At 63.5% G+C, this 19,137-nt stretch carries 14 protein-coding genes; 8 read left to right on the top strand and 6 right to left on the bottom strand.

Features of this window, described 5'->3' with window-relative positions:
- Positions 1-213: 213 nt before the first annotated feature.
- The gene (purL, locus tag L6D64_RS23545) at positions 214-4,110 is read left to right on the top strand and encodes a phosphoribosylformylglycinamidine synthase (protein ID WP_176509783.1); all 3,897 of its coding nucleotides are present in this window, start codon (positions 214-216) and stop codon (positions 4,108-4,110) included.
- Positions 4,111-4,113: 3 nt separating this feature from the next.
- Positions 4,114-4,425 carry a YqfO family protein gene (locus L6D64_RS23550; RefSeq protein WP_176509782.1) on the top strand — a complete coding sequence of 104 codons (312 nt, stop codon included), beginning with the start codon at positions 4,114-4,116 and terminating at the stop codon, positions 4,423-4,425.
- 41 nt (positions 4,426-4,466) lie between these two features.
- On the opposite strand, the gene L6D64_RS23555 is transcribed toward L6D64_RS23550, so the two are convergent.
- From L6D64_RS23555 to tatA, 4 genes are all read right to left on the bottom strand, one after another.
- The gene (locus tag L6D64_RS23555) at positions 4,467-6,500 is read right to left on the bottom strand and encodes an HET-C-related protein (protein ID WP_176509781.1); all 2,034 of its coding nucleotides are present in this window, start codon (positions 6,498-6,500) and stop codon (positions 4,467-4,469) included.
- A gap of 142 nt (positions 6,501-6,642) precedes the next feature.
- The gene (tatC, locus tag L6D64_RS23560) at positions 6,643-7,386 is read right to left on the bottom strand and encodes a twin-arginine translocase subunit TatC (protein ID WP_176509780.1); all 744 of its coding nucleotides are present in this window, start codon (positions 7,384-7,386) and stop codon (positions 6,643-6,645) included.
- On the bottom strand, positions 7,383-7,673 hold the full coding sequence (gene tatB, locus L6D64_RS23565) for a Sec-independent protein translocase protein TatB (RefSeq protein ID WP_176509779.1): 291 nt from the start codon (positions 7,671-7,673) through the stop codon (positions 7,383-7,385). Before tatB ends, tatC begins: the two co-directional genes overlap by 4 nt.
- On the bottom strand, positions 7,673-7,906 hold the full coding sequence (gene tatA, locus L6D64_RS23570; protein ID WP_176509778.1) for a twin-arginine translocase TatA/TatE family subunit: 234 nt from the start codon (positions 7,904-7,906) through the stop codon (positions 7,673-7,675). Before tatA ends, tatB begins: the two co-directional genes overlap by 1 nt.
- Before the next feature lie 142 nt (positions 7,907-8,048).
- On the opposite strand from tatA, the gene gspK reads away from it, so the two are divergent.
- Positions 8,049-9,011 (top strand): type II secretion system minor pseudopilin GspK, encoded by a 963-nt coding sequence (gspK, locus tag L6D64_RS23575; protein ID WP_176509785.1) that lies wholly within the window; start codon positions 8,049-8,051, stop codon positions 9,009-9,011.
- A 5-nt stretch (positions 9,012-9,016) separates the two neighbouring features.
- Here gspK and L6D64_RS23580 read toward each other — a convergent pair whose 3' ends face one another.
- Together L6D64_RS23580 and L6D64_RS23585 are read right to left on the bottom strand one after the other, a co-directional pair.
- A complete protein-coding gene (locus L6D64_RS23580) occupies positions 9,017-9,964 on the bottom strand; it encodes an RHS repeat-associated core domain-containing protein (protein WP_176509777.1) in 948 nt (315 codons plus the stop codon).
- A 202-nt stretch (positions 9,965-10,166) separates the two neighbouring features.
- Positions 10,167-12,236, bottom strand: a complete 2,070-nt coding sequence (locus tag L6D64_RS23585) for a PhoX family protein (RefSeq protein WP_176509776.1) — start codon at positions 12,234-12,236, stop codon at positions 10,167-10,169.
- A gap of 224 nt (positions 12,237-12,460) precedes the next feature.
- On the opposite strand from L6D64_RS23585, the gene L6D64_RS23590 reads away from it, so the two are divergent.
- From L6D64_RS23590 to gspF, 5 genes are read left to right on the top strand one after another with little or no spacing between them, the layout of a single operon-like run.
- Positions 12,461-14,101 (top strand): bifunctional UDP-sugar hydrolase/5'-nucleotidase, encoded by a 1,641-nt coding sequence (locus L6D64_RS23590; RefSeq protein ID WP_176509775.1) that lies wholly within the window; start codon positions 12,461-12,463, stop codon positions 14,099-14,101.
- A 17-nt stretch (positions 14,102-14,118) separates the two neighbouring features.
- A complete protein-coding gene (locus L6D64_RS23595; RefSeq protein WP_371870331.1) occupies positions 14,119-14,523 on the top strand; it encodes a pilus assembly protein PilZ in 405 nt (134 codons plus the stop codon).
- A gap of 3 nt (positions 14,524-14,526) precedes the next feature.
- The gene (gene gspD / locus L6D64_RS23600; protein ID WP_176509773.1) at positions 14,527-16,479 is read left to right on the top strand and encodes a type II secretion system secretin GspD; all 1,953 of its coding nucleotides are present in this window, start codon (positions 14,527-14,529) and stop codon (positions 16,477-16,479) included.
- Positions 16,479-17,927: a GspE/PulE family protein gene (locus tag L6D64_RS23605; protein ID WP_176509784.1), complete on the top strand. Its 1,449-nt coding sequence runs from the start codon at positions 16,479-16,481 to the stop codon at positions 17,925-17,927. Before gspD ends, L6D64_RS23605 begins: the two co-directional genes overlap by 1 nt.
- Positions 17,928-17,930: 3 nt before the next feature.
- Positions 17,931-19,133 carry a type II secretion system inner membrane protein GspF gene (gene gspF, locus L6D64_RS23610; protein ID WP_176509772.1) on the top strand — a complete coding sequence of 401 codons (1,203 nt, stop codon included), beginning with the start codon at positions 17,931-17,933 and terminating at the stop codon, positions 19,131-19,133.
- The last annotated feature ends 4 nt before the right edge of the window (positions 19,134-19,137 follow it).

Raw genomic sequence — 19,137 nt, forward strand, 5'->3', positions numbered from 1 at the left:
GGATTGCATCACGGCCACCAGGTGCCTGCCTCTGGATGTTTGGCGCTCGATCTCACAGGCGCAGAATTACTCTAGGCTAACCCCTAGGAAATTTGACCCCGAAGTCCGGTTCCGCCGCCCGGCAGCCATGGCGTAGAGCGGGTGCCGAAAGCCATCGAATTAGGCTAGAATGCACGGCCTCTAAGCACACCCCTTCCTGAGGCTGTCCCGACGATGTTGATCCTGCGCGGCGCTCCTGCCCTTTCTGCCTTTCGCCACGGTAAGTTACTCGAGCAACTGAGCCAGAAAGTCCCCGCTGTTACTGGTTTGTATGCCGAATTCGCCCACTTCGCCGACGTTGACGGCGAGCTGACCGCCGACCAGCAGCAGGTGCTGGGCCGTCTGCTCAAATACGGCCCGAGCGTGCCGGTACAGGAGCCGACCGGCCGCCTGTTCCTGGTCGTGCCGCGCCTGGGCACCATCTCGCCGTGGGCCAGCAAGGCCAGCGACATCGCCCATAATTGCGGCCTGCAGTCGATCCAGCGCCTGGAGCGCGGCATCGCCTACTACGTGGCTGGCGACCTGAGCGACGCCGATGCCGGGCTGATCGCCGCCGAACTGCACGACCGCATGACCCAGCGCGTGCTGGCCAAGCTGGAGCAGGCAGCCGACCTGTTCAGCCACGCCCAGCCCAAGCCGATGACCTCGGTCGACATCCTCGGCGGTGGCCGCGCCGCCCTGGCCCAGGCCAACATCGACCTGGGCCTGGCCCTGGCCGAAGACGAGATCGACTACCTGGTCAACGCCTTCCAGGGCCTCAAGCGCAACCCGAACGACATCGAACTGATGATGTTCGCCCAGGCCAACTCCGAGCACTGCCGCCACAAGATCTTCAACGCCAGTTGGGACATCGACGGCCAGGCTCAGGAAAAGAGCCTGTTCGGCATGATCAAGAACACCTATCAGATGCACAACGAAGGTGTATTGTCGGCTTACAAGGACAACGCCTCGGTGATCGTCGGCAGCGTTGCCGGCCGCTTCTTCCCGAACCCTGAAACCCGCCAGTATGGTGCGGTGCAGGAGCCGGTGCACATCCTGATGAAGGTCGAGACGCACAACCACCCGACGGCCATCGCCCCGTTCTCCGGCGCTTCCACCGGTTCCGGCGGCGAGATCCGCGACGAAGGCGCGACCGGCCGTGGTGCCAAGCCAAAGGCCGGCCTGACCGGCTTCACCGTGTCCAACCTGCGCATCCCGGGCTTCGAACAGCCATGGGAGCAGGCCTACGGCAAGCCTGAGCGCATCGTCGACGCCCTCGACATCATGATCGAAGGCCCGCTGGGCGGCGCCGCGTTCAACAACGAGTTCGGTCGCCCGGCCCTGACCGGCTACTTCCGTACCTTCGAGCAGGCCATCGACACCCCGCACGGCGAGGAAGTGCGCGGCTACCACAAGCCGATCATGCTTGCCGGCGGCATGGGCAACATCCGTGAAAGCCACGTACAGAAAGGCGAGATCACCGTCGGCGCCAAGCTGATCGTGCTCGGTGGCCCGGCCATGCTGATCGGCCTGGGTGGCGGCGCCGCCTCGTCGGTGGCCACCGGTGCCAGCTCGGCAGACCTGGACTTCGCCTCGGTGCAGCGCGAAAACCCTGAAATGGAGCGCCGTTGCCAGGAAGTCATCGACCGCTGCTGGCAACTGGGCGACAAGAACCCGATCGCCTTCATCCACGACGTGGGGGCCGGTGGCATTTCCAACGCCTTCCCTGAGCTGGTCAACGACGGTGGCCGTGGCGGCCGCTTCGAACTGCGCAACGTGCCCAACGACGAGCCGGGCATGGCCCCGCACGAAATCTGGAGCAACGAATCGCAAGAGCGTTATGTGCTGGCCGTCAGCGCCGTCGATTTCGAGCGCTTCCAGGCCATCTGTGAACGCGAGCGTTGCCCGTTTGCCGTGGTCGGTGAAGCGACCGAAGAGCAGCACCTGACCGTCACCGACAGCCACTTCGGCAACACGCCGGTGGACATGCCGCTCGACGTGCTGCTGGGCAAGCCGCCGCGCATGCACCGCTCGGTCACCCGCGAAGCCGAACTGGGCGATGATTTCGACCCGAGCCAGCTGGACCTGGACGCTGCCGTGCAGCGCGTGCTCAGCCACCCGGCCGTGGCCAGCAAGAGCTTCCTGATTACCATCGGCGACCGCACCATCACCGGCCTGGTTGCCCGCGACCAGATGGTCGGCCCCTGGCAGGTCCCGGTGGCCGACTGTGCTGTCACCGCCACCAGCTTCGACGTCTACACCGGCGAAGCCATGGCCATGGGCGAGCGCACGCCGCTGGCCCTGCTGGATGCCCCGGCTTCCGGCCGCATGGCAATCGGCGAGACCATCACCAACCTGGCTGCTGCGCGCATTGAAAAGCTGTCCGACATCAAACTGTCGGCCAACTGGATGTCCGCCGCTGGCCACCCAGGTGAAGACGCGCGCCTGTACGACACCGTCAAGGCTGTCGGCATGGAGCTGTGCCCGGAGCTGGGCATCACCATTCCGGTCGGCAAAGACTCGATGTCGATGAAGACCAAGTGGAGCGAAGAGGGCGTCGAGAAGAGCGTTACCTCGCCGATGTCGCTGATCATCACCGGCTTCGCCCCGGTCACCGACATTCGCCAGACCCTGACCCCGCAACTGCGCATGGACAAGGGCGAGACCGACCTGATCCTGATCGACCTGGGTCGCGGCAAGAACCGCATGGGTGCCTCGATCCTGGCCCAGACCTACGGCAAGATCGCTGCCCAGGCACCAGACGTCGACGACGCCGAAGACCTCAAGGCGTTCTTCGCCGTGATCCAGGGCCTGAACGCCGACGGCCACCTGCTGGCCTACCACGACCGCTCCGACGGCGGCCTGCTGACCACCGTGCTGGAAATGGCCTTCGCCGGCCATTGCGGCCTTGACCTGCAACTCGACCCGCTGACCGACAGCAAGGCCGATGTGGCTGCGATCCTCTTCAACGAAGAGCTGGGTGCGGTCATCCAGGTTCGCCAGGACGCGACCCCGGACGTGCTGGCGCAGTTCAGCGTCGCAGGCCTGGACGACTGCGTCGCCGTGATCGGCAAGCCGATCAACAACGGCGAAGTGTCCATCAGCCTCAACGGCGAAGTGCTGTTCGACGACGACCGTCGCATGCTGCAGCGCCAGTGGGCCGAAACCAGCTACCAGATCCAGCGCCTGCGCGACAACGCCGACTGCGCCGACCAGGAATTCGACCTGCTGCTGGAAGAAGACAACCCTGGCCTGTCGGTCAAGCTGGGCTACGACGTCAACGACGACGTTGCCGCGCCCTACATCAAGAAGGGCGTGCGCCCGCAAGTGGCGATCCTGCGCGAGCAGGGCGTCAACGGCCAGGTCGAGATGGCTGCCGCCTTCGACCGCGCAGGCTTTGCTGCCATCGACGTGCACATGAGCGACATCCTTGCTGGCCGGGTCGACTTCGAAGCCTTCAAGGGCCTGGTCGCCTGCGGTGGTTTCTCCTACGGTGACGTGCTCGGTGCTGGTGAGGGCTGGGCCAAGTCGGCGCTGTTCAACAGCCGCGCCCGCGATGCCTTCCAGGCCTTCTTCGAGCGTAGCGACAGCTTCGCCCTGGGCGTGTGCAACGGTTGCCAGATGATGTCCAACCTGCATGAGCTGATACCGGGCACCGAGCACTGGCCGCACTTCGTGCGCAACCGCTCGGAGCAGTTCGAGGCGCGCGTGGCCATGGTCGAGGTGCAGAAGTCCAACTCGGTCTTCCTGCAGGGCATGGCCGGTTCGCGCATGCCGATCGCCATCGCCCACGGTGAAGGCCATGCCGAGTTCGCCAGCGAAGAGGCACTGCTGGCAGCCGACGTTTCCGGTTGCGTGGCCCTGCGCTACGTCGACAACCACGGCAAGGTCACCGAGGCCTACCCGGCCAACCCGAACGGCTCGCCGCGTGGTATCACCGGCCTGACCAACCGCGACGGCCGCGTGACCATCATGATGCCGCACCCGGAGCGTATGTTCCGCGCCGTGCAGAACTCCTGGCGCCCGGATGAGTGGCAGGAAGACGCCGCACTGATGCGTATGTTCCGCAATGCGCGCGCGTGGGTGAACTAAGGCGTGTACAAGCTCGCCTTCTTCGTCCCGGCCAGCCATGTCGAAGTGGTCAAGGCCGCCGTGTTCACCGCCGGTGGCGGGCGTATCGGCGACTATGACCACTGCGCCTGGCAGACCCTGGGCCAGGGCCAGTTTCGCCCGTTGGACGGCAGCCAGCCGTTTCTCGGGCAAACCGGCCAGGTCGAGGTGGTCGAGGAGTGGAAGGTGGAGCTGGTGGTGGCTGACGACCTGATCACCCAGGTCGTCGCTGCCCTCAAGCAGAGCCACCCGTACCAGACGCCGGCCTATGAGGTCTGGCGCTTGCTGAGTTACTGAGCGCAGTGCGCAGCTGCTGTCGATAAGGCTGAGCCTGTGCTTCAGCCGAACGGTAACAGGTTTGTAAGCGTTTCCTGATCGTTGATCACAGATAAAGGGTTGGATTTTTCAAGCCTTCCGAGCCTTTCCATGGCGGCTTGCTGGTAGCTTCTGCGCTGTTCATCAAGGCTTGCGCTCGAACATCCTTCCCTGATTTTGTCCCCGTTCGTGTGTGCCCAGGCCTGGACAATATCGTCTTGCCAGTCAGCGATAGCGGGATGCGTGAAGTAGCTCTTCGCCAACGTCGCTGGGTCCTTCGCGGTGTCTCCTTGCCAATACTGAAACATCGAACGTCCAACATCCTCGACTGCATACTGTGCCAACAGTACCGACAAACCATGAAACGGGTGGGTGTCGTGGTCCTTTGCCAGTTGTGAATGGGTTGGATGGATGTCGTCAATGTTCGGATCTTTGCCTAACAGCAATTGCAGATCATCGACGCTGTCGCCAGCCCATTTCAGCAGTTTCTGGAAGACAAGGTCGATCATATGGCTGACCGCCTTGACCGGAAGCTTGGCGTAATGACTAGCCTTGTCCAAGGCGTTGAACCATGATTGTTCAGCGGCCTGATCGCGAAGCTCCAGGTAACCTTGCAACGCCGCTAGCCATTCAGGGTCCTCGTGCTCTTTGAGCAAGATCAACAGCATGCGCTCCTTGTCACTGCGTTTACCCGGTTGGGTGGGCTCGTGTGCAAGGCTATCGGCTGGGAACAGAAACTTGCCGATCGGTTCGAGTACGCTGCCGAGGACGTCGGTGCCAGAGAACAAACCGGTAACCAAAGGCCATTTGTGTTTGCATGCTTTCTCCAGCGTCCAGACCAGCACATCGGCGTGTCCTATCTTACGCAGGCTGAGTTCGGCAAAATTGGAATGGGCGAAAAGATCTTCCAGTACGTGTAGTCCTTCTCCGAAGTATCGCATTCCTTCTGGCGTCGGGCCCGCGACCGATGCGTCCACGAGCTTCTGATACATGTAGGCTTGGGCGCTTTCGAAATAACGATATGTGGAACTTTCGTTGTCCAGTTCCATCAGTGCGTGATCGCCCCCGACCGCAGGTTCGAAGTCTGGGTCGATCGATTGTGGGTCATTGCCTTCATCGAGTGTCAGCGGGTTGTCGATATGTTCGGAAGGCCGGTAGACCCCCAGCATGCTTGCGTCGACCGTGTAGGCTCTGCGGCCTTCATCGGTTTCCTGGAGTTCATGGAATTCCTTTAAAGCGAACAGATCCACAACTTCCGTCAGCGAGGCTCTGGATAACTTTCGCGGGAAATCCTTGGCTTCATGGGGCGCGCGAACAAGCTTGGGATCTAACAGTTGCGAGTAATCACGCAGCCAGTTTCCAAAGTAGATCGCCTTGCGCTGTTGCGGTGTGAAGCCTGCAGTTGCCAAGGCTCTTTCAATGGATTCATGGCCGAAAGACCCTTCAGCGCCGCTCCCTTCCCCCGCCCCAAAGCGCAGCGTCGGCACTGACTTTTCTTTTATCGGCTGCTCATCGATTTCGTCGGCCTGATCGGGATTTTGCAACTGCAGCAGAAGTGTTTCCGAAACACCTTCGCCGTTGATGATTGCGATGACTGTGCCGTTTTTTGTCATGCGGTCGAAGAGCGCCAGTGTGCTGGTATAGTTCTGGCTGACGCTTTCCAGCTCGTCCTCGGACAACTCGGCACCTACCAACTGGCCAACGTGATGAGCAAACGCTCCGAATATAGCCAGCAGGAGTGAAACGGTGGCCTGTGGTTGGCTCAAGGCTTGCTCGACTGCTGAGACGCCAATCTCCATTACCCGACTACTGCGGTCATATCTGGCCGCAACGGCAGGATCGCTAACGATTTTGTACACGGGGTGTTCCACCGCACCGTCACACAAATCAGTGTGCAGTTTGGCATAAGCTTCAGCGGGGCCTTTTTGGCCGAAAATCGACTTCAGGACCCTCGCGAATTTTTGCTGGTCAGCGCTCTTTGCCAGGCCCGTCAGTTGGTCGAGAGGATGAACACATTCAACTGACGCTTGAGTCAGAGCATCGATAGGGACAGACATGCTGTTGCACCGTAAGTAGTGTCGGGGTGCACAGCATGATCAGTACTCGGACCTACAGGCATCAGGGATACCTTCCAGTGATAGTCGGCCATAGTCGGAGTACGCGACTGGAATGTTCGCACTGGCAGAAATAGGGTGAACCCTACTCCAGACTGTTCTGCTTTCCGAGGAGGCTGCACGCCAGCAAACCAGCCTCGAACAGTATCCACATCGGCACTGCCAGCATGGTCTGCGAAAACACATCCGGCGGCGTCAGAATCATCCCCACCACAAAGCAGCCGACAATCACGTAGGGCCGGCTGCGCCGCAACGTGGCGACATCGGCCAACCCCACCCAGACCACGATGAAAGTCGCCACCGGGATTTCGAAGGCCAGGCCGAATGCCAGGAACAGCGCCAGGATGAAGTCCAGGTATTGGCTGATGTCAGTCATCATCGCCACACCGTCCGGTGTCACGCTGGCAAAGAAGCCGAACATCATCGGGAACACCAGGTAGAAGGCAAAGGCCATTCCGGCATAGAACAGCACGATGCTCGACACCAGCAACGGCAGGGCGATGCGCCGCTCGCGGCGGTACAGGCCAGGGGCGAGAAACCCCCAGGCCTGGTGCAGCAACAGCGGCATGGCAAAGAACAGCGCGCACATCGCCGTCAGCTTGAACGGCGTGAGAAACGGCGCGGTGACACTGGTGGCGATCATGCTGGCGCCTTCCGGAAGAAAGCGGCGCAGGGGTTGCGAAATCAGGGTGTATAGCGGCTGGGCGAAGGGGAACAGCCCGGCAAACACCACGGCCAGCAGCGACAGACAGCGTACCAGGCGCTTGCGCAGGTCGCGCAGGTGGTCGGTCAACGGCATGCGTGCGGCCGGGTCCAGGGCGATGCTCATGGGGTACTCTCCCGAGGGACGGTGGCGGGTGCAGTGTCATTGGCCGGCTCCGCCGTGAGCCTGATGCCCTGGCGGATTTCCTGCTCCAGGCGCTGCAAGGGGGCGTGGTCCAGGTTGGGCATGTCGAGCTCGCGTTCCATCTGCGCACGCAAGCCGTTCATTGCCCGGCGCGCCTGCCCCAGGCCACGGCCCAGGGTGCGCGCTGCAACCGGCAGGCGTTCCGGGCCCAGTACCAGCAGCGCGACGACGCCTACCAGCAACAGTTCGCTGAAACCTACCTCGAACATCAGGCTTGGCGATCCGCTTGTGGCTGCTGCGCGGCCTGAGCGGTTACCGGTGGCTGTTGTTGCACTTGAGCGGTACCTGGGGGGTTGGCGTCGTGATCGCCGCCCATGGATTTGCGAAAGCCCTGGATGGCTTCACCGACATCGCTGCCCAGGCCCTTGAGGCGCTTGGTGCCAAACAGCAGAAACACGATCAGCAGTACGATCATCAGTTGCCAGATTCCGATGCCACCCATTTCGACCACTCCTGTAAGGTCATGAAAATGAAGGCCAATGCTGCCGCGCGCAGATGACACCCGGATGACTGCAGGGCATTGCAACCTGACTGCAACAACCCCCGTGTTGACTGACTCCCTCATCGACGAAAAGGACACGCGGATGTACGGCAAGCGACAGCAGGGTGCGGCACTGCTGATGGTGATGGTGGTGCTTGCCATGCTCGCCGCGGGCATGGCCTGGCTGGTGGAGGATGGCCGCCGTCAGGTGGATGAGGTACAGCTGTTGCGCCAGCGGGTGCAGGTGCGGGCGATGGAGCAGGCCGGCCTGGCCTATGCCGGGCAGGCCCTGCGTGACCCGGCCTGGCGGCTCAGCCCGTTGTTCTGGCAGGCCCTGCGCGGGCAACCACTGACGTACGATTTCGGCGCCGGGCAGGCGCAATTGCGAGTGCAGGACCTGCACACCTGCTTCAACGTGAATACGCTGCTGGGGGCCGAGGGCGAGCGCGCAGAGCGCCAACTCAAGCGCCTGTTGGGTGATGACATGGCCGCCGAGCGTCTGGTCGATGCCTTGGCCGACTGGCTGGACAGTGACAGCGATGCCCGCCTGCAGGGGGCCGAAAGTGCCCAATACTTGCGTCAGCAGCCCCCGCGTCTGGCGGCCAACCAGCCGATGCTCGATACCAGCGAGCTGAACCTGCTGCTGGAGCCGGACGCTTCCCGTCAGCGCCGCTATCCGATGCTGTGCGCCTTGCCGCAGACCACAGGCTGGCGCTTGAATGCCAACGCACTGGGACTGGAGCACTTGCCATTGCTCGATGCGTTGTATGAGGGGCGTTACCCGCGTTCCTTGCTCAGCCGGATCATCAGTGGCCGGCCGGCGTCGGGGTATGAGGATGCCTCGGCGTTGCGCCAGGCGTTGGGGGCGGTGGACGACGAGACGTTTGAGCGGTTGAGTGAGGGGTTGTTGCTTAACAGCGGGCATTACTTGCTGCAACTGTCTTTCGAGGAGCAGGGCAGGGTGATGCGCAGCGAGTTTCAGGTGGAGGCTTTAGGCGTGGTGCAGTGGCATGCACGGGTGCCGGCGCAACAAGTACGGGTGCGCAGCCGGGAGCCTCTGTTTTAGACGGGTCATCTGGGCCTGGTGCGAACATATTTACCTAAAGCCTTCACTGCAAAAAAATTTAACACTGTGCCGCCAGTCAATAGGATTGCGCCGGCAATGGGGCCTAAGTAATTCTCATGCAGCGTTCTGTGATGTCGAATATTAGGATGTGTAGGGATCATGATGGAATGAGCTAGCTTATACGACGCTGCTGCAAGCATGAATTCAGCCCCTGCGGCCCCCGTTGCAACAATCGTTTTTTGACGGGGCGTGAGTGGCGGACTGTTGCTTTGAAGGCTGGGCGGCAAAGGCATGGCGTTCAAGCCAGAATCTTCGGCATGTGTCTCACCTTCTATGCTCGGGGAGTAATCGGTTGACGGCTCATACACTCGGCTTGTTCTGGGTGAGGTACTCGCGGGGCTGCGCTGTAGATCGGTTTCTGATGTTACGTTAGTCAACGGAATAGAATCTTCCAGAGCGGATGGAGTACTGAAGAGTTTTTCAGATAGCCAGTCCATCGGTTTCTTCAGCCAAGTGGGTAGCGATGGCCAGCGGCCATTCCAGTCTACTCTGTTGATGGGGTCTCCTGAACAATAGGTATATCCGTTGAGCCCGCCTCTACCCAATGGAGAAGCTGCATCAAATTGGGTGAATCTCATTAATATTGGATTGTAATTTCTAAGACCGTTGCCCAGAGGGTAACAACCCGAAAGCGCATCATATCTCTGCCCTGTAAATGCCAAAGCGCTTGTTGACGTGGGATTGACACAATAGCCGTATGCAGAATAATTTTGTTGGGACGCATTCGTGAGTTCGCCCAGTACGGTATTTATTCTGTCTGTTCTCAGTTGGCGGATTGACTTGCTATTCAGGTCGTGCTGAGCAATTGCAATACCACCCGCCCGCACGATACGCCGTTGATGGGCTCCGATGTCGCTTGATAAATGACCAGCCTGATAGAAAAATAGAGTCATCCAGGGAGTCCTGATTAGTTCGCTTACTTTCCCGATGATCGCTATTCCTGCAGACAACATCTACTGGCAAAATTGTCAGGTGGGTTGAATTCGGCCGACTCCCCATGTTCGATGTCAGGGCGCATGGTCAACACGCCCCACCGGCAAAGCCCCCGCGAAAGGGCCGGAGCAGCCAGCATAAGACTGACTGCCCGGCACAGAATCAGACAGTACCAATCTCCCCACCATCATCCCGCTGGATCACCACCGTCGTAGCCCGTGGCCTGACAGTGGTGCCTGCTGGGGTGGCATCGGTCGCCTTGTCGGTATACGGCCAGTTGTCCGGGTGCTGGATGTTGATGAACAGTGTCTTGTTGTCCGGGGTGAAGGTAATGCCCGTCACCTCGCAACCGTTCGGCCCGACGAAGAAGCGGCGCAGGGCCGTCTGGTTCTGGGCATTGACCGGCACCTGCTTGCCGCTGGCATCGACCAGGTCGGTGGGGATCACCGCCAGCAGCTGGTCGTTGGTGTAGTCGGTGAGGGTGGTCTCACCATTGTCCGTCTCGAACCACAGCACGCCACGGCTATCGAAGCTCATGCCGTCGGGGCTGGCGAACTGGTTCAGCTCGGTCAGGCCCGAGCGGTTGATGTCGGCCGTGCCGGCTGCGTTGGCACCGAACACGAAGATGTCCCAGGTGAAGCTCAGCTGGTCGTCGCTGTCGTGCCAGCGGATGATATGGCCATGGCGGTTCGGGCCGCGCGGGTTGGCGGCATCGACCTTGTCGGCGGTACGCGCGCTGTTGTTGGTCAGGGTCAGGTAGACATCGCCGTTGAGCGGGTTGACCGTGGTCCACTCCGGGCGGTCCATCGGCGTGGCGCCCACGGCATCGGCAGCACCACGGGTGTTGAGGATGATGCCAGCGAGGTCTCCGTACAGCGCGCCGAGGGTGCTGCCAGCGGAGGTGCCGGTGTTCACGTCCAGCAACAGCCATACGCCGGTGCCGTCGGCATTGAAGCGGGCCACGTACAGCTTGCCCTGGTCCAGGTACTTGGCCCCAGTGGCCAGGCGGTCGGCCGGGTTGGCGTCGGCGGCATCCCACACGGCGGTGGACACCCACTTGTACAGGTACTCGTTGTTCGAGTCGTCACCCATGTACCACACCAGCGGCTTGCCAGCGACCGGCAGGCCAGGGGCGCAGCCTTCGTGGCGGAAGCGGCCCAGTGCGGTGCGCTTGGTGGCCAGTGTGCTGCTGTTGTACGGGTCGATTTCGACGATGTAACCGTAGGTGCTGGCTTCGTTGCGGTAGTCGTCGGTGGCGCTGGCGCCCTTGACGGTGACGTCGAAACGGGCGAATTCATCGGCCACTTCGCTGCTGTCACCGGCAGCGCTTTCCCACTTGTACTGGCCGCTGGAGGTGCCCACGCCGATGCGGCGCTGGTCTTCGGGGCGGGTGCCCTTGTTGACGAAGATGCCCGGCCAGTTCTCTTCGCAGGTCAGGTAGGTGCCCCACGGGGTGTAGCCATTGCCGCAGTTGTTGTTGGTGCCGCGGCAATGGGTGCCATCGACCGAGTACTTGGTCTTGACGTGGTCGGTGCCACGCAGCGGGCCGGTCAGCTCCATGCGCGAAGCGGTGGTGAAGCGGCGGTTGAGCGGGTCGTTGTCGACCACCTGCCAACGGCCGTTGACCTTCTGCAGGCGCACCACACCAGCACCGTGGGCGTTGATTTCCTTGCGCACTTCTTCGGCCGGGCGCTTGCCACTGGCATCGGTAGTCGGGCCGTTGGGGTGCAGCGCCGCGGTGTCGATGTACTCGAAGTTGATCGCCAGCAGGCCGTCTTCGGAGCTGCCATTGATCGGGAAGAAGTGCATGCCGTCATGGTGCATGCCCATGGCATTGGCCTGGTCGGTCGACGTGTTGCTGCCGTCCGCTTTCCACGGATTGGCGTTGCTGTTCAGCGGCGTGCCCCAAGGCGCCAGCACGTAGGCGCTGTAACCGGCGGCGACGACGCAGGCGTCGCTGCGCGAGCCGGCGATGGACTGGAAGCCCAGCGCCAGTTTCGGGACTTCCGGTTCGGTCGGGTCGGTCACTGGCGGTTGCGGCGCCGGGGCGTCATCAGAGCCGCCGCCACTGTCGAAGCAGCCGGTCAGGCCGGTACCGGCAATCATGGCGATGGCGGCGCCCAGGCTGCCGCGCATCACGCTGCGACGGCTCAGGTAAGCGTCCATCACGCTGGCCATTGGCAGGTTGCCGCTCTGGTTGCGGTCCAGGTTATCGCCGGTATCTCGACTCATCAGGGTGTCCTTGTAGTGGCTGAGTTGGAGAAAACCGCGACTTTAGGGCGCTATTGTGATGATTCATTGGCAAAAATATTAACGGGTTTTTAAAACTGTAAGTTCTTATTACAAATCAAGTCAGATCAATCTGGAATGATCGTCGGATTTCTGACATTAAACTGTCATGCCAACGCCGCAACATCCGGAGCCCTACAGGAACTCGGATAAGGACGGCGGGCTCGATGGCAAGCAGTGTGAACAGGCGCGAAGTGATCAGCTGGATGGGTATCGGTGCGCTGGCACCGCTGCTCGGCGCCTGTTCTGCATTGCCAGGCCAACGTGGCGGCAGCGCCAGTGTGGATCTGTTGTACGTCGCTGACACCCTCGATGCGCGCCAGCCCGGTTTGCCGGTCGTGCCAGCCACGCGCCTGGGCCCGGTCAGCCAGCTGGGCCGGGCACCGTGGATGACCGGTGCCAGTGCCAGCCTGGCACATCCGCAACTGGCACCCTTGCTCGATGCGAACCAGGCGGCGGGCGCAACGCTTGGCGGCTATGCAGTGCTGGGTGCGCTACTGGAGCAATTGCGCAACGAAGCCGGGCCGGGCAACAGCCTGACCCTGGAGAACGGCCAGGGCTGGAACGGTAGCGGCCTGGCCTACCTCACACAGGGCGAAAGCGGCGTGCAGGGCAGTCAGTTGCTGGGCAGCGAGGCGCGGGTCAGCAGCGATGAACGCGTGCTCTGGCCCCAGCGCAGCGCGGCGCTCTACCGCCAGTCTGGCGCTGTCACCCTTGCTGCCGGGTTGGCACACGAGCAGCGCAAATCGTTGGGCCTGGAGCCTCTGCAGGTGTTCGAGCGCGGCGGTGCCCGGATCGCCGTGGTCGGTGTCACCGACCCTTATGCACAAGACCAGAAGGGCTCGCTCAAACAGTGGTACCAGTCACTGCTGCCCACCTTCGAGCAGGCGCGGCGCGAGGCCGACCTGGTGGTGGCGATGGCCGATGTCGGCACCGGGCCAGGCCTTTGGCTTGCCGAGCGACTGGTCGAAGCCGATGTACTGCTCTGTGCCCGTGGCCAGGACCTGTGGCCGGTACCGGTTCAAGCCACCCAGGCCAGTGGCCGTCGGGTGCCGGTGCTGTTTGCCGGCTGCCGTGGCAGTGGCGCATTCCGTCTGCGTTGCCAGCAGGTCGCTGGGCAATGGCAGTTCGACGGGCAGTTCTTCCCGGCCTTTGAGCGCTACCTGTCGCCTGCTGCGCAGATGCGCGCCAGCCAGTTGCAGGGTGAGCTGCGCCAGCAACGGGCCGGCCACGCGGCGTGGCTCGACCAGCCATTGGCGCGTGCGCCCCAGGCCTTGTGGCGGCGGGATACCCGTGGCGGTAGCTGGGACCGCCTGCTGCACCAAGCCTTGGCCGATGACAGCAGCCTGCCGGTGCTGCTGCCGGGCCTGCGCTACGACTACCCCCTGGCGGCAGGCGAGGCGATCACCCGCGAGCACCTGATCAGCCTGACCGGTGGCTACCCGGCTCCCGTCGTCGAGGCCCCGGCCCGGCAAGTTGAACAAGTGCTGGAGAACGCGGCCGAGCAACTGTTCGGCGACCCATTGCTGCTCGACAACAGCCAGGACCTGCCGCGTTGGCAGGGCCAGGCCTGGCGTGTCAGCTACAGCCCGCAAGGCAAGCGCGTGAGCGGTATCGACGCGGTGCAGGGCTTGTGCCGCACCTTTGGCCTGCAATTCGAAGCCCGGGCGGGCGAGCCGCTGTGGCAGCGGGTCGAGGCCTGGCTGGCGCGGCAAAAAAACGATTGGCAATTGGCGTCGTTGCCATTGCCCGAGGTGCGCTACGTGCAGGGTCATCCAGGCTGGCACCCGCGGCAGGCCGTTTCGTGAGCGGGGCTTCACGCCTGATGACTGGCGGCCTGCTGACCCTGGCCGGCTGGCTGGCCGCCCAGTGCGTGTTGCAACTGAGCCGCCAGCCGCAACCGGCCAGCCCGGCGCAGGCCGCCACCACACCGCTACCTGGCCTGCTGATCGGTCACTGGCAGCCAGCGGTCGATGACGGCGCGATTGCCATCACCCGCCTGCCGTTGCAATACCTCGGCGGCCTCAAGGCCCTGCCGTGGTCTGCCAGCGTGGTGGTGCTGCGCTATGGCCAGCAGGTTCGCACCCTCGGCCGCGGTCAACGCCTGGCGCCGGGCATCGTATTGCAGGACATCGATGCCGATGGCCTGATTTTCGACAACCAGGGGCGGCGCGAACGCCTGCCCTGGCCGCCACGCCCTGCCGTGACCGGCTTCAAGCGGCAAGGATGAATGATGTTTGCCAGATACTGCGTGGCCGCAGCCTTGAGCCTGGGCCTGTCTCTCGCCTGGGCGCAAGAGCCGGACACCTTCGATGAAAACGGCACACCGCTGTACGAGGTGAACTTCGTCGACACCGAACTGGGCGAGTTCATCGACAGCGTGTCGCGCATCACCGGCACCACCTTCATCGTCGATCCACGGGTCAAGGGCAAGGTCACCGTGCGCACCGTCGACCGCCACGACGCCGATGCCATCTACGACATCTTCCTCGCCCAGTTGCGTGCCCAGGGCTATGCGGCTGTCGACCTGCCCAACGGCAGCGTCAAGATCGTCCCCGACCAGGCCGCGCGCCTGGAGCCGGTGCCGGTCGAGCCCGCTGGCAAACCGAGTGCAGGCAGCGACGGCGTGGCCACCCGGGTGTTCAACGTGCGCAATGCCGCCATCGAGCAGATGCTCGGCATCCTCAAGCCGCTGATCGACGCCAGGGTCGGGGTGATCACGCCGTATCCGGCAGCCAACCTGTTGGTGGTCACCGACTGGCGCAGCAACCTCGAACGCATCGACAGCCTGCTGCGCCAGCTCGACCAGGTGAGCGACGAGCCGCTACAGGTGATGCCATTGCGCCACGCCAGTGCTGCCGACACCGCGCAGCTGCTCACCCGACTGCTGGCCCGCGAACAGGGCGCCGACAGCACCCAGGTGGTCGCCGACCCGCGCAGCAATGCCTTGCTGGTCCGTGGCAGCACCGACCGGGTGCGGGCATTGCTCGGCCAGCTCGACCGCCCCAGCGACAACCAGCACAGCAGCAACACCCAGGTCATCTACCTGCGCCACGCCAACGCCGCGGAAGTGGTCAAGGTGCTGCGTGGCCTCAGCCAGGAAGGCGCTGTACCCGGCGAAGCGGCGGGCGAAGGGGAGGGCAAGGCGCGGCCGGTGATGGCGGCTGCCAGCGACTCGGGCATCCGCCTGGAATACGAAGAGGGCACCAACGCTGTGGTCATGGTCGGCCCCGACAGTGAACTGGCGGCCTACCGCTCGATCGTCGAACAGCTGGACATCCGCCGTGCCCAGGTGGTGGTCGAGGCGATCATCGCCGAGGTGTCCGATATACAGGCCCAGGAACTGGGCGTGCAGTGGCTGTTCGCCGATGAGAAGTTCGGCGCCGGCATCGTCAACTTTGGCAGCAACGGCGTGAACATCGCCAACATCGCAGGTGCGGCGGCCAGTGGTGACAACGAGGCACTCGGCGAGCTGCTGTCCTCCACTACGGGCGCCACTGCCGGCTTCGGTCACATCGGCGGCGGTTTCAACTTCGCCATGCTGATCAACGCACTCAAGGGCAAGAGCGGCTTCAACCTGCTGTCGACGCCAACCCTGCTCACACTGGACAACGCCGAGGCATCGATCCTGGTGGGCCAGGAGGTGCCGTTCGTGACCGGCTCGGTGACCCAGAACAACACCAACCCCTACCAGACCATCGAGCGCAAGGAAGTGGGGGTGAAGCTGCGCATCAAGCCACAGATCAACGTCGACAACAGCGTGCGCCTGGACATCGTTCAGGAAGTTTCTTCAATCGCCGAATCCCGCGCTGCCAGCGACGTGATCACCAACAAGCGCGAGATCAAGACCAAGGTCATGGTCGAGGACAATGGCCTGGTCATCCTCGGCGGCCTGATCAGCGACGAGCTCAGCACCAGTGACCAGCGCGTGCCGTTGCTCGGTGACATTCCTTACCTGGGCCGGTTGTTCCGTTCCGACGCCAGCAAGAACACCAAGCAGAACCTGATGGTGTTCATCCGCCCACGCATCCTGCGCGACGGGCCGAGCCTGGCCGGCCTCAGTGAAGACAAGTACCGCACCCTGCAGCAGACCACGCCGTTGCAATTGCCCGACCTGGCCGAAGGGACCCCGTTGCTGCAGGTGTTCCCCGCCAGCCGCGCGCGCCTCGAAGGTGGCAACTGGTGATGCTGCCCTATCGCCTGGCCCGCCAGGCAGGGCTGGCCATGGCGCCGGCCGAGCAAGGCTGGCGCCTGTGGCTGCGTCGCGACGCCGACAGCGACCAGTTGCAGGAACTGCTGCGCGTGCATGGTCGGCCCCTGGCGCTGGAGTACCTGGAGCCTGCGGCGTTCGATGAGCGTCTTGGCCAGCTTTATGAGGCTGGCGCTGGCGCGACCGAAGCGCTGATCGAAGGCATTGGCGAACAGGTCGACCTGGACAGCCTGATGAGCGAAATGCCGCGCATCGAAGACCTGCTCGAAAGCGATGACGAAGCCCCGGTGATCCGCCTGATCAACGGCCTGTTCGGCCAGGCGTTGCGCTTGCGGGCGTCGGACATCCATATCGAAACCTTCGAGCAGAGTCTGGTTGTGCGCCTGCGCGTTGATGGCCACCTGCGCGAGGTACTGCGCCCGCCACGGGCGCTGTCCGCGATGCTGGTGTCGCGGATCAAGGTCATGGCCCGGCTGGACATTGCCGAAAAGCGCCAGCCCCAGGATGGCCGCATCACCTTGCGCGCGGCCGGCCGGGAGGTGGATGTGCGAGTGTCGACGTTGCCCGGCATTCATGGCGAGCGCGTGGTGATGCGGGTGCTAGACAAACAGGCCAGCCTGCTGGCGCTTGCCAACCTCGGTATGCCCGCCGCCGTGTTGCAAGGCCTGCGCAGTTGCCTGGCGCGGCCAAACGGTATCGTCCTGTCCACCGGCCCGACCGGTTCGGGCAAGACCACCACGCTGTACGCCAGCCTCAACAGCCTCAATGACGGCAGCCGTAACATCCTCACCGTCGAAGACCCGGTCGAGTACGCCATCGCCGGCATCGGCCAGACCGCCATCAACCCGCGTGCCGGGCTGACCTTCGCCAGCGGCCTGCGTGCCATCCTGCGCCAGGACCCGGACGTGATCATGCTCGGTGAAATTCGCGACCAGGAAACCGCGCAGATTGCCGTGCAAGCCAGCCTCACTGGCCACCTGGTGCTGTCGACGCTGCACACCAATAGCGCGGTCGGCGCCGTCACGCGTCTGCGCGACATGGGCATCGAACCGTTCCTGATTGCCTCGTGCTTGCGCGGCGTGCTGGCCCAGCGCCTGGTCCGGCGCCTGTGCCAGTGCGCCGTCGCGCAGCCATTGCAGGCGGCCGAACGCGCCCTGTGGCCAGAGCTGGCGGCGTTGCACAGCAGCTATCACGCGGTCGGCTGCGAGCAGTGCCAGGGCAGCGGCTATGTCGGGCGATTGGGTCTTTACGAATTCATCGAACTGGATGCCGGGCTGGTCGGCCTGCTGTACGACGGCGCCAGCGAGTTGGCGATGCAGGGCTACCTGGCCGAGCGCCGGCAAAGCCTGGTGGCAATGGCCAGCGACTGCCTGGCCCGCGGCGAAACCAGCCTCGCCGAAGTGCTGCGCGTGGTACAGGGCTGACCCATGCCGACCTTCCGCTACCAGGCCGTCGACCTCGCCGGCAAGACCCACAAGGCCAGCCTGCAGGCCGACAGCGAACGCCATGCGCGCCAGTTGCTGCGCGAGCAAGGCTTGTTCCCGCGCCAGCTCCAACGCCATGAGGCCGGCAGCCGGCAACTGCGCCGTCAGCGCCTGAGCCGTGCGCAACTGTGCGAGCTGACTCGCCAGCTGGCGACCCTGACCGGGGCGGGCATCCCCCTGGTCGACGCTTTGGCCACGCTGGAACGGCAGCTGCGCGAACCGGCCCTGCATGCCGTGCTGGTGGCCCTGCGCGGCTCGCTCGCCGAAGGCCTCGGTCTGGCCCGCAGCCTCGCCCGGCAAGGCGCGCCGTTCACCGGTTTGTATTGCGCGCTGGTCGAGGCCGGCGAGCGCTCTGGCCGCCTGGCCCAGGTGCTGACCCGCCTGGCCGATCACCTCGAACAGGTGCAACGCCAACAACACAAGGCGCGCACCGCGCTGATCTACCCCTGCGTTTTGATGGGCGTGTCGCTGGCGGTGGTGGTTGGCCTGATGACCTTCGTCGTGCCCAAACTCACCGAGCAGTTCGCCCACGCGGGTCAAAGCCTGCCGTTGATCACTTCGTTGCTGATTGGCCTGAGCCAGGGTCTGGTGCATGCCGGCCCGTGGTTACTGGGGTTGGTGCTGCTTTCCGGCGTGCTGGGTAGCTGGCTGCTGCGCAAGCCGCACTGGTGCCTGCGCCGTGATGAACTGTTGCTGCGCCTGCCGCGTATCGGCGTGCTGCTGCAGGTGCTGGAAAGCGCCCGCCTGGCACGCAGCCTGGCGATCCTCTGCAGCAGTGGCGTGGCCCTGCTCGAAGCCCTGCAGGTGGCCACCGAGACCGTCGGCAACCGGCGCATTCGCCTGGCCATGGAGCAGGTGCGCCAGCAAGTGCAGGGCGGCACCAGCCTGCACCGCGCCCTGGATGCCAGCCAGCAGTTTCCGCCGCTGCTGGTGAACATGGTCGGCAGCGGCGAGGCCAGCGGCACCCTGGCCGACATGCTCGAGCGCGTGGCCGACGACCAGGAGCGCGGCTTCGCCCGCCAGGTGGACACCGCGATGGCGCTTTTCGAACCCCTGATGATCCTGGTGATGGGGGCCGTGGTGCTGTTCATCGTGCTGGCGGTGCTGTTACCGATCATGCAACTCAACCAGGGCCTGCAACTGTGAACCC

This window comes from Pseudomonas urethralis, assembly GCF_021602465.1.
Taxonomy (GTDB): Bacteria; Pseudomonadota; Gammaproteobacteria; order Pseudomonadales; family Pseudomonadaceae; genus Aquipseudomonas; species Aquipseudomonas vlassakiae.

Bases quoted from the DNA above. Each gene is read 5' to 3' on its own strand.
- purL (WP_176509783.1), top strand. From the start codon at position 214: ATGTTGATCCTGCGCGGCGCTCCTGCCCTTTCTGCCTTTCGCCACGGT.
- L6D64_RS23555 (WP_176509781.1), bottom strand. From the start codon at position 6,500: ATGTCTGTCCCTATCGATGCTCTGACTCAAGCGTCAGTTGAATGTGTT.
- tatC (WP_176509780.1), bottom strand. From the start codon at position 7,386: ATGAGCATCGCCCTGGACCCGGCCGCACGCATGCCGTTGACCGACCAC.
- tatB (WP_176509779.1), bottom strand. From the start codon at position 7,673: ATGTTCGAGGTAGGTTTCAGCGAACTGTTGCTGGTAGGCGTCGTCGCG.
- tatA (WP_176509778.1), bottom strand. From the start codon at position 7,906: ATGGGTGGCATCGGAATCTGGCAACTGATGATCGTACTGCTGATCGTG.
- gspK (WP_176509785.1), top strand. From the start codon at position 8,049: ATGTACGGCAAGCGACAGCAGGGTGCGGCACTGCTGATGGTGATGGTG.
- L6D64_RS23580 (WP_176509777.1), bottom strand. From the start codon at position 9,964: ATGACTCTATTTTTCTATCAGGCTGGTCATTTATCAAGCGACATCGGA.
- L6D64_RS23585 (WP_176509776.1), bottom strand. From the start codon at position 12,236: ATGAGTCGAGATACCGGCGATAACCTGGACCGCAACCAGAGCGGCAAC.
- L6D64_RS23590 (WP_176509775.1), top strand. From the start codon at position 12,461: ATGGCAAGCAGTGTGAACAGGCGCGAAGTGATCAGCTGGATGGGTATC.
- L6D64_RS23595 (WP_371870331.1), top strand. From the start codon at position 14,119: ATGACTGGCGGCCTGCTGACCCTGGCCGGCTGGCTGGCCGCCCAGTGC.
- gspD (WP_176509773.1), top strand. From the start codon at position 14,527: ATGTTTGCCAGATACTGCGTGGCCGCAGCCTTGAGCCTGGGCCTGTCT.
- L6D64_RS23605 (WP_176509784.1), top strand. From the start codon at position 16,479: ATGCTGCCCTATCGCCTGGCCCGCCAGGCAGGGCTGGCCATGGCGCCG.
- gspF (WP_176509772.1), top strand. From the start codon at position 17,931: ATGCCGACCTTCCGCTACCAGGCCGTCGACCTCGCCGGCAAGACCCAC.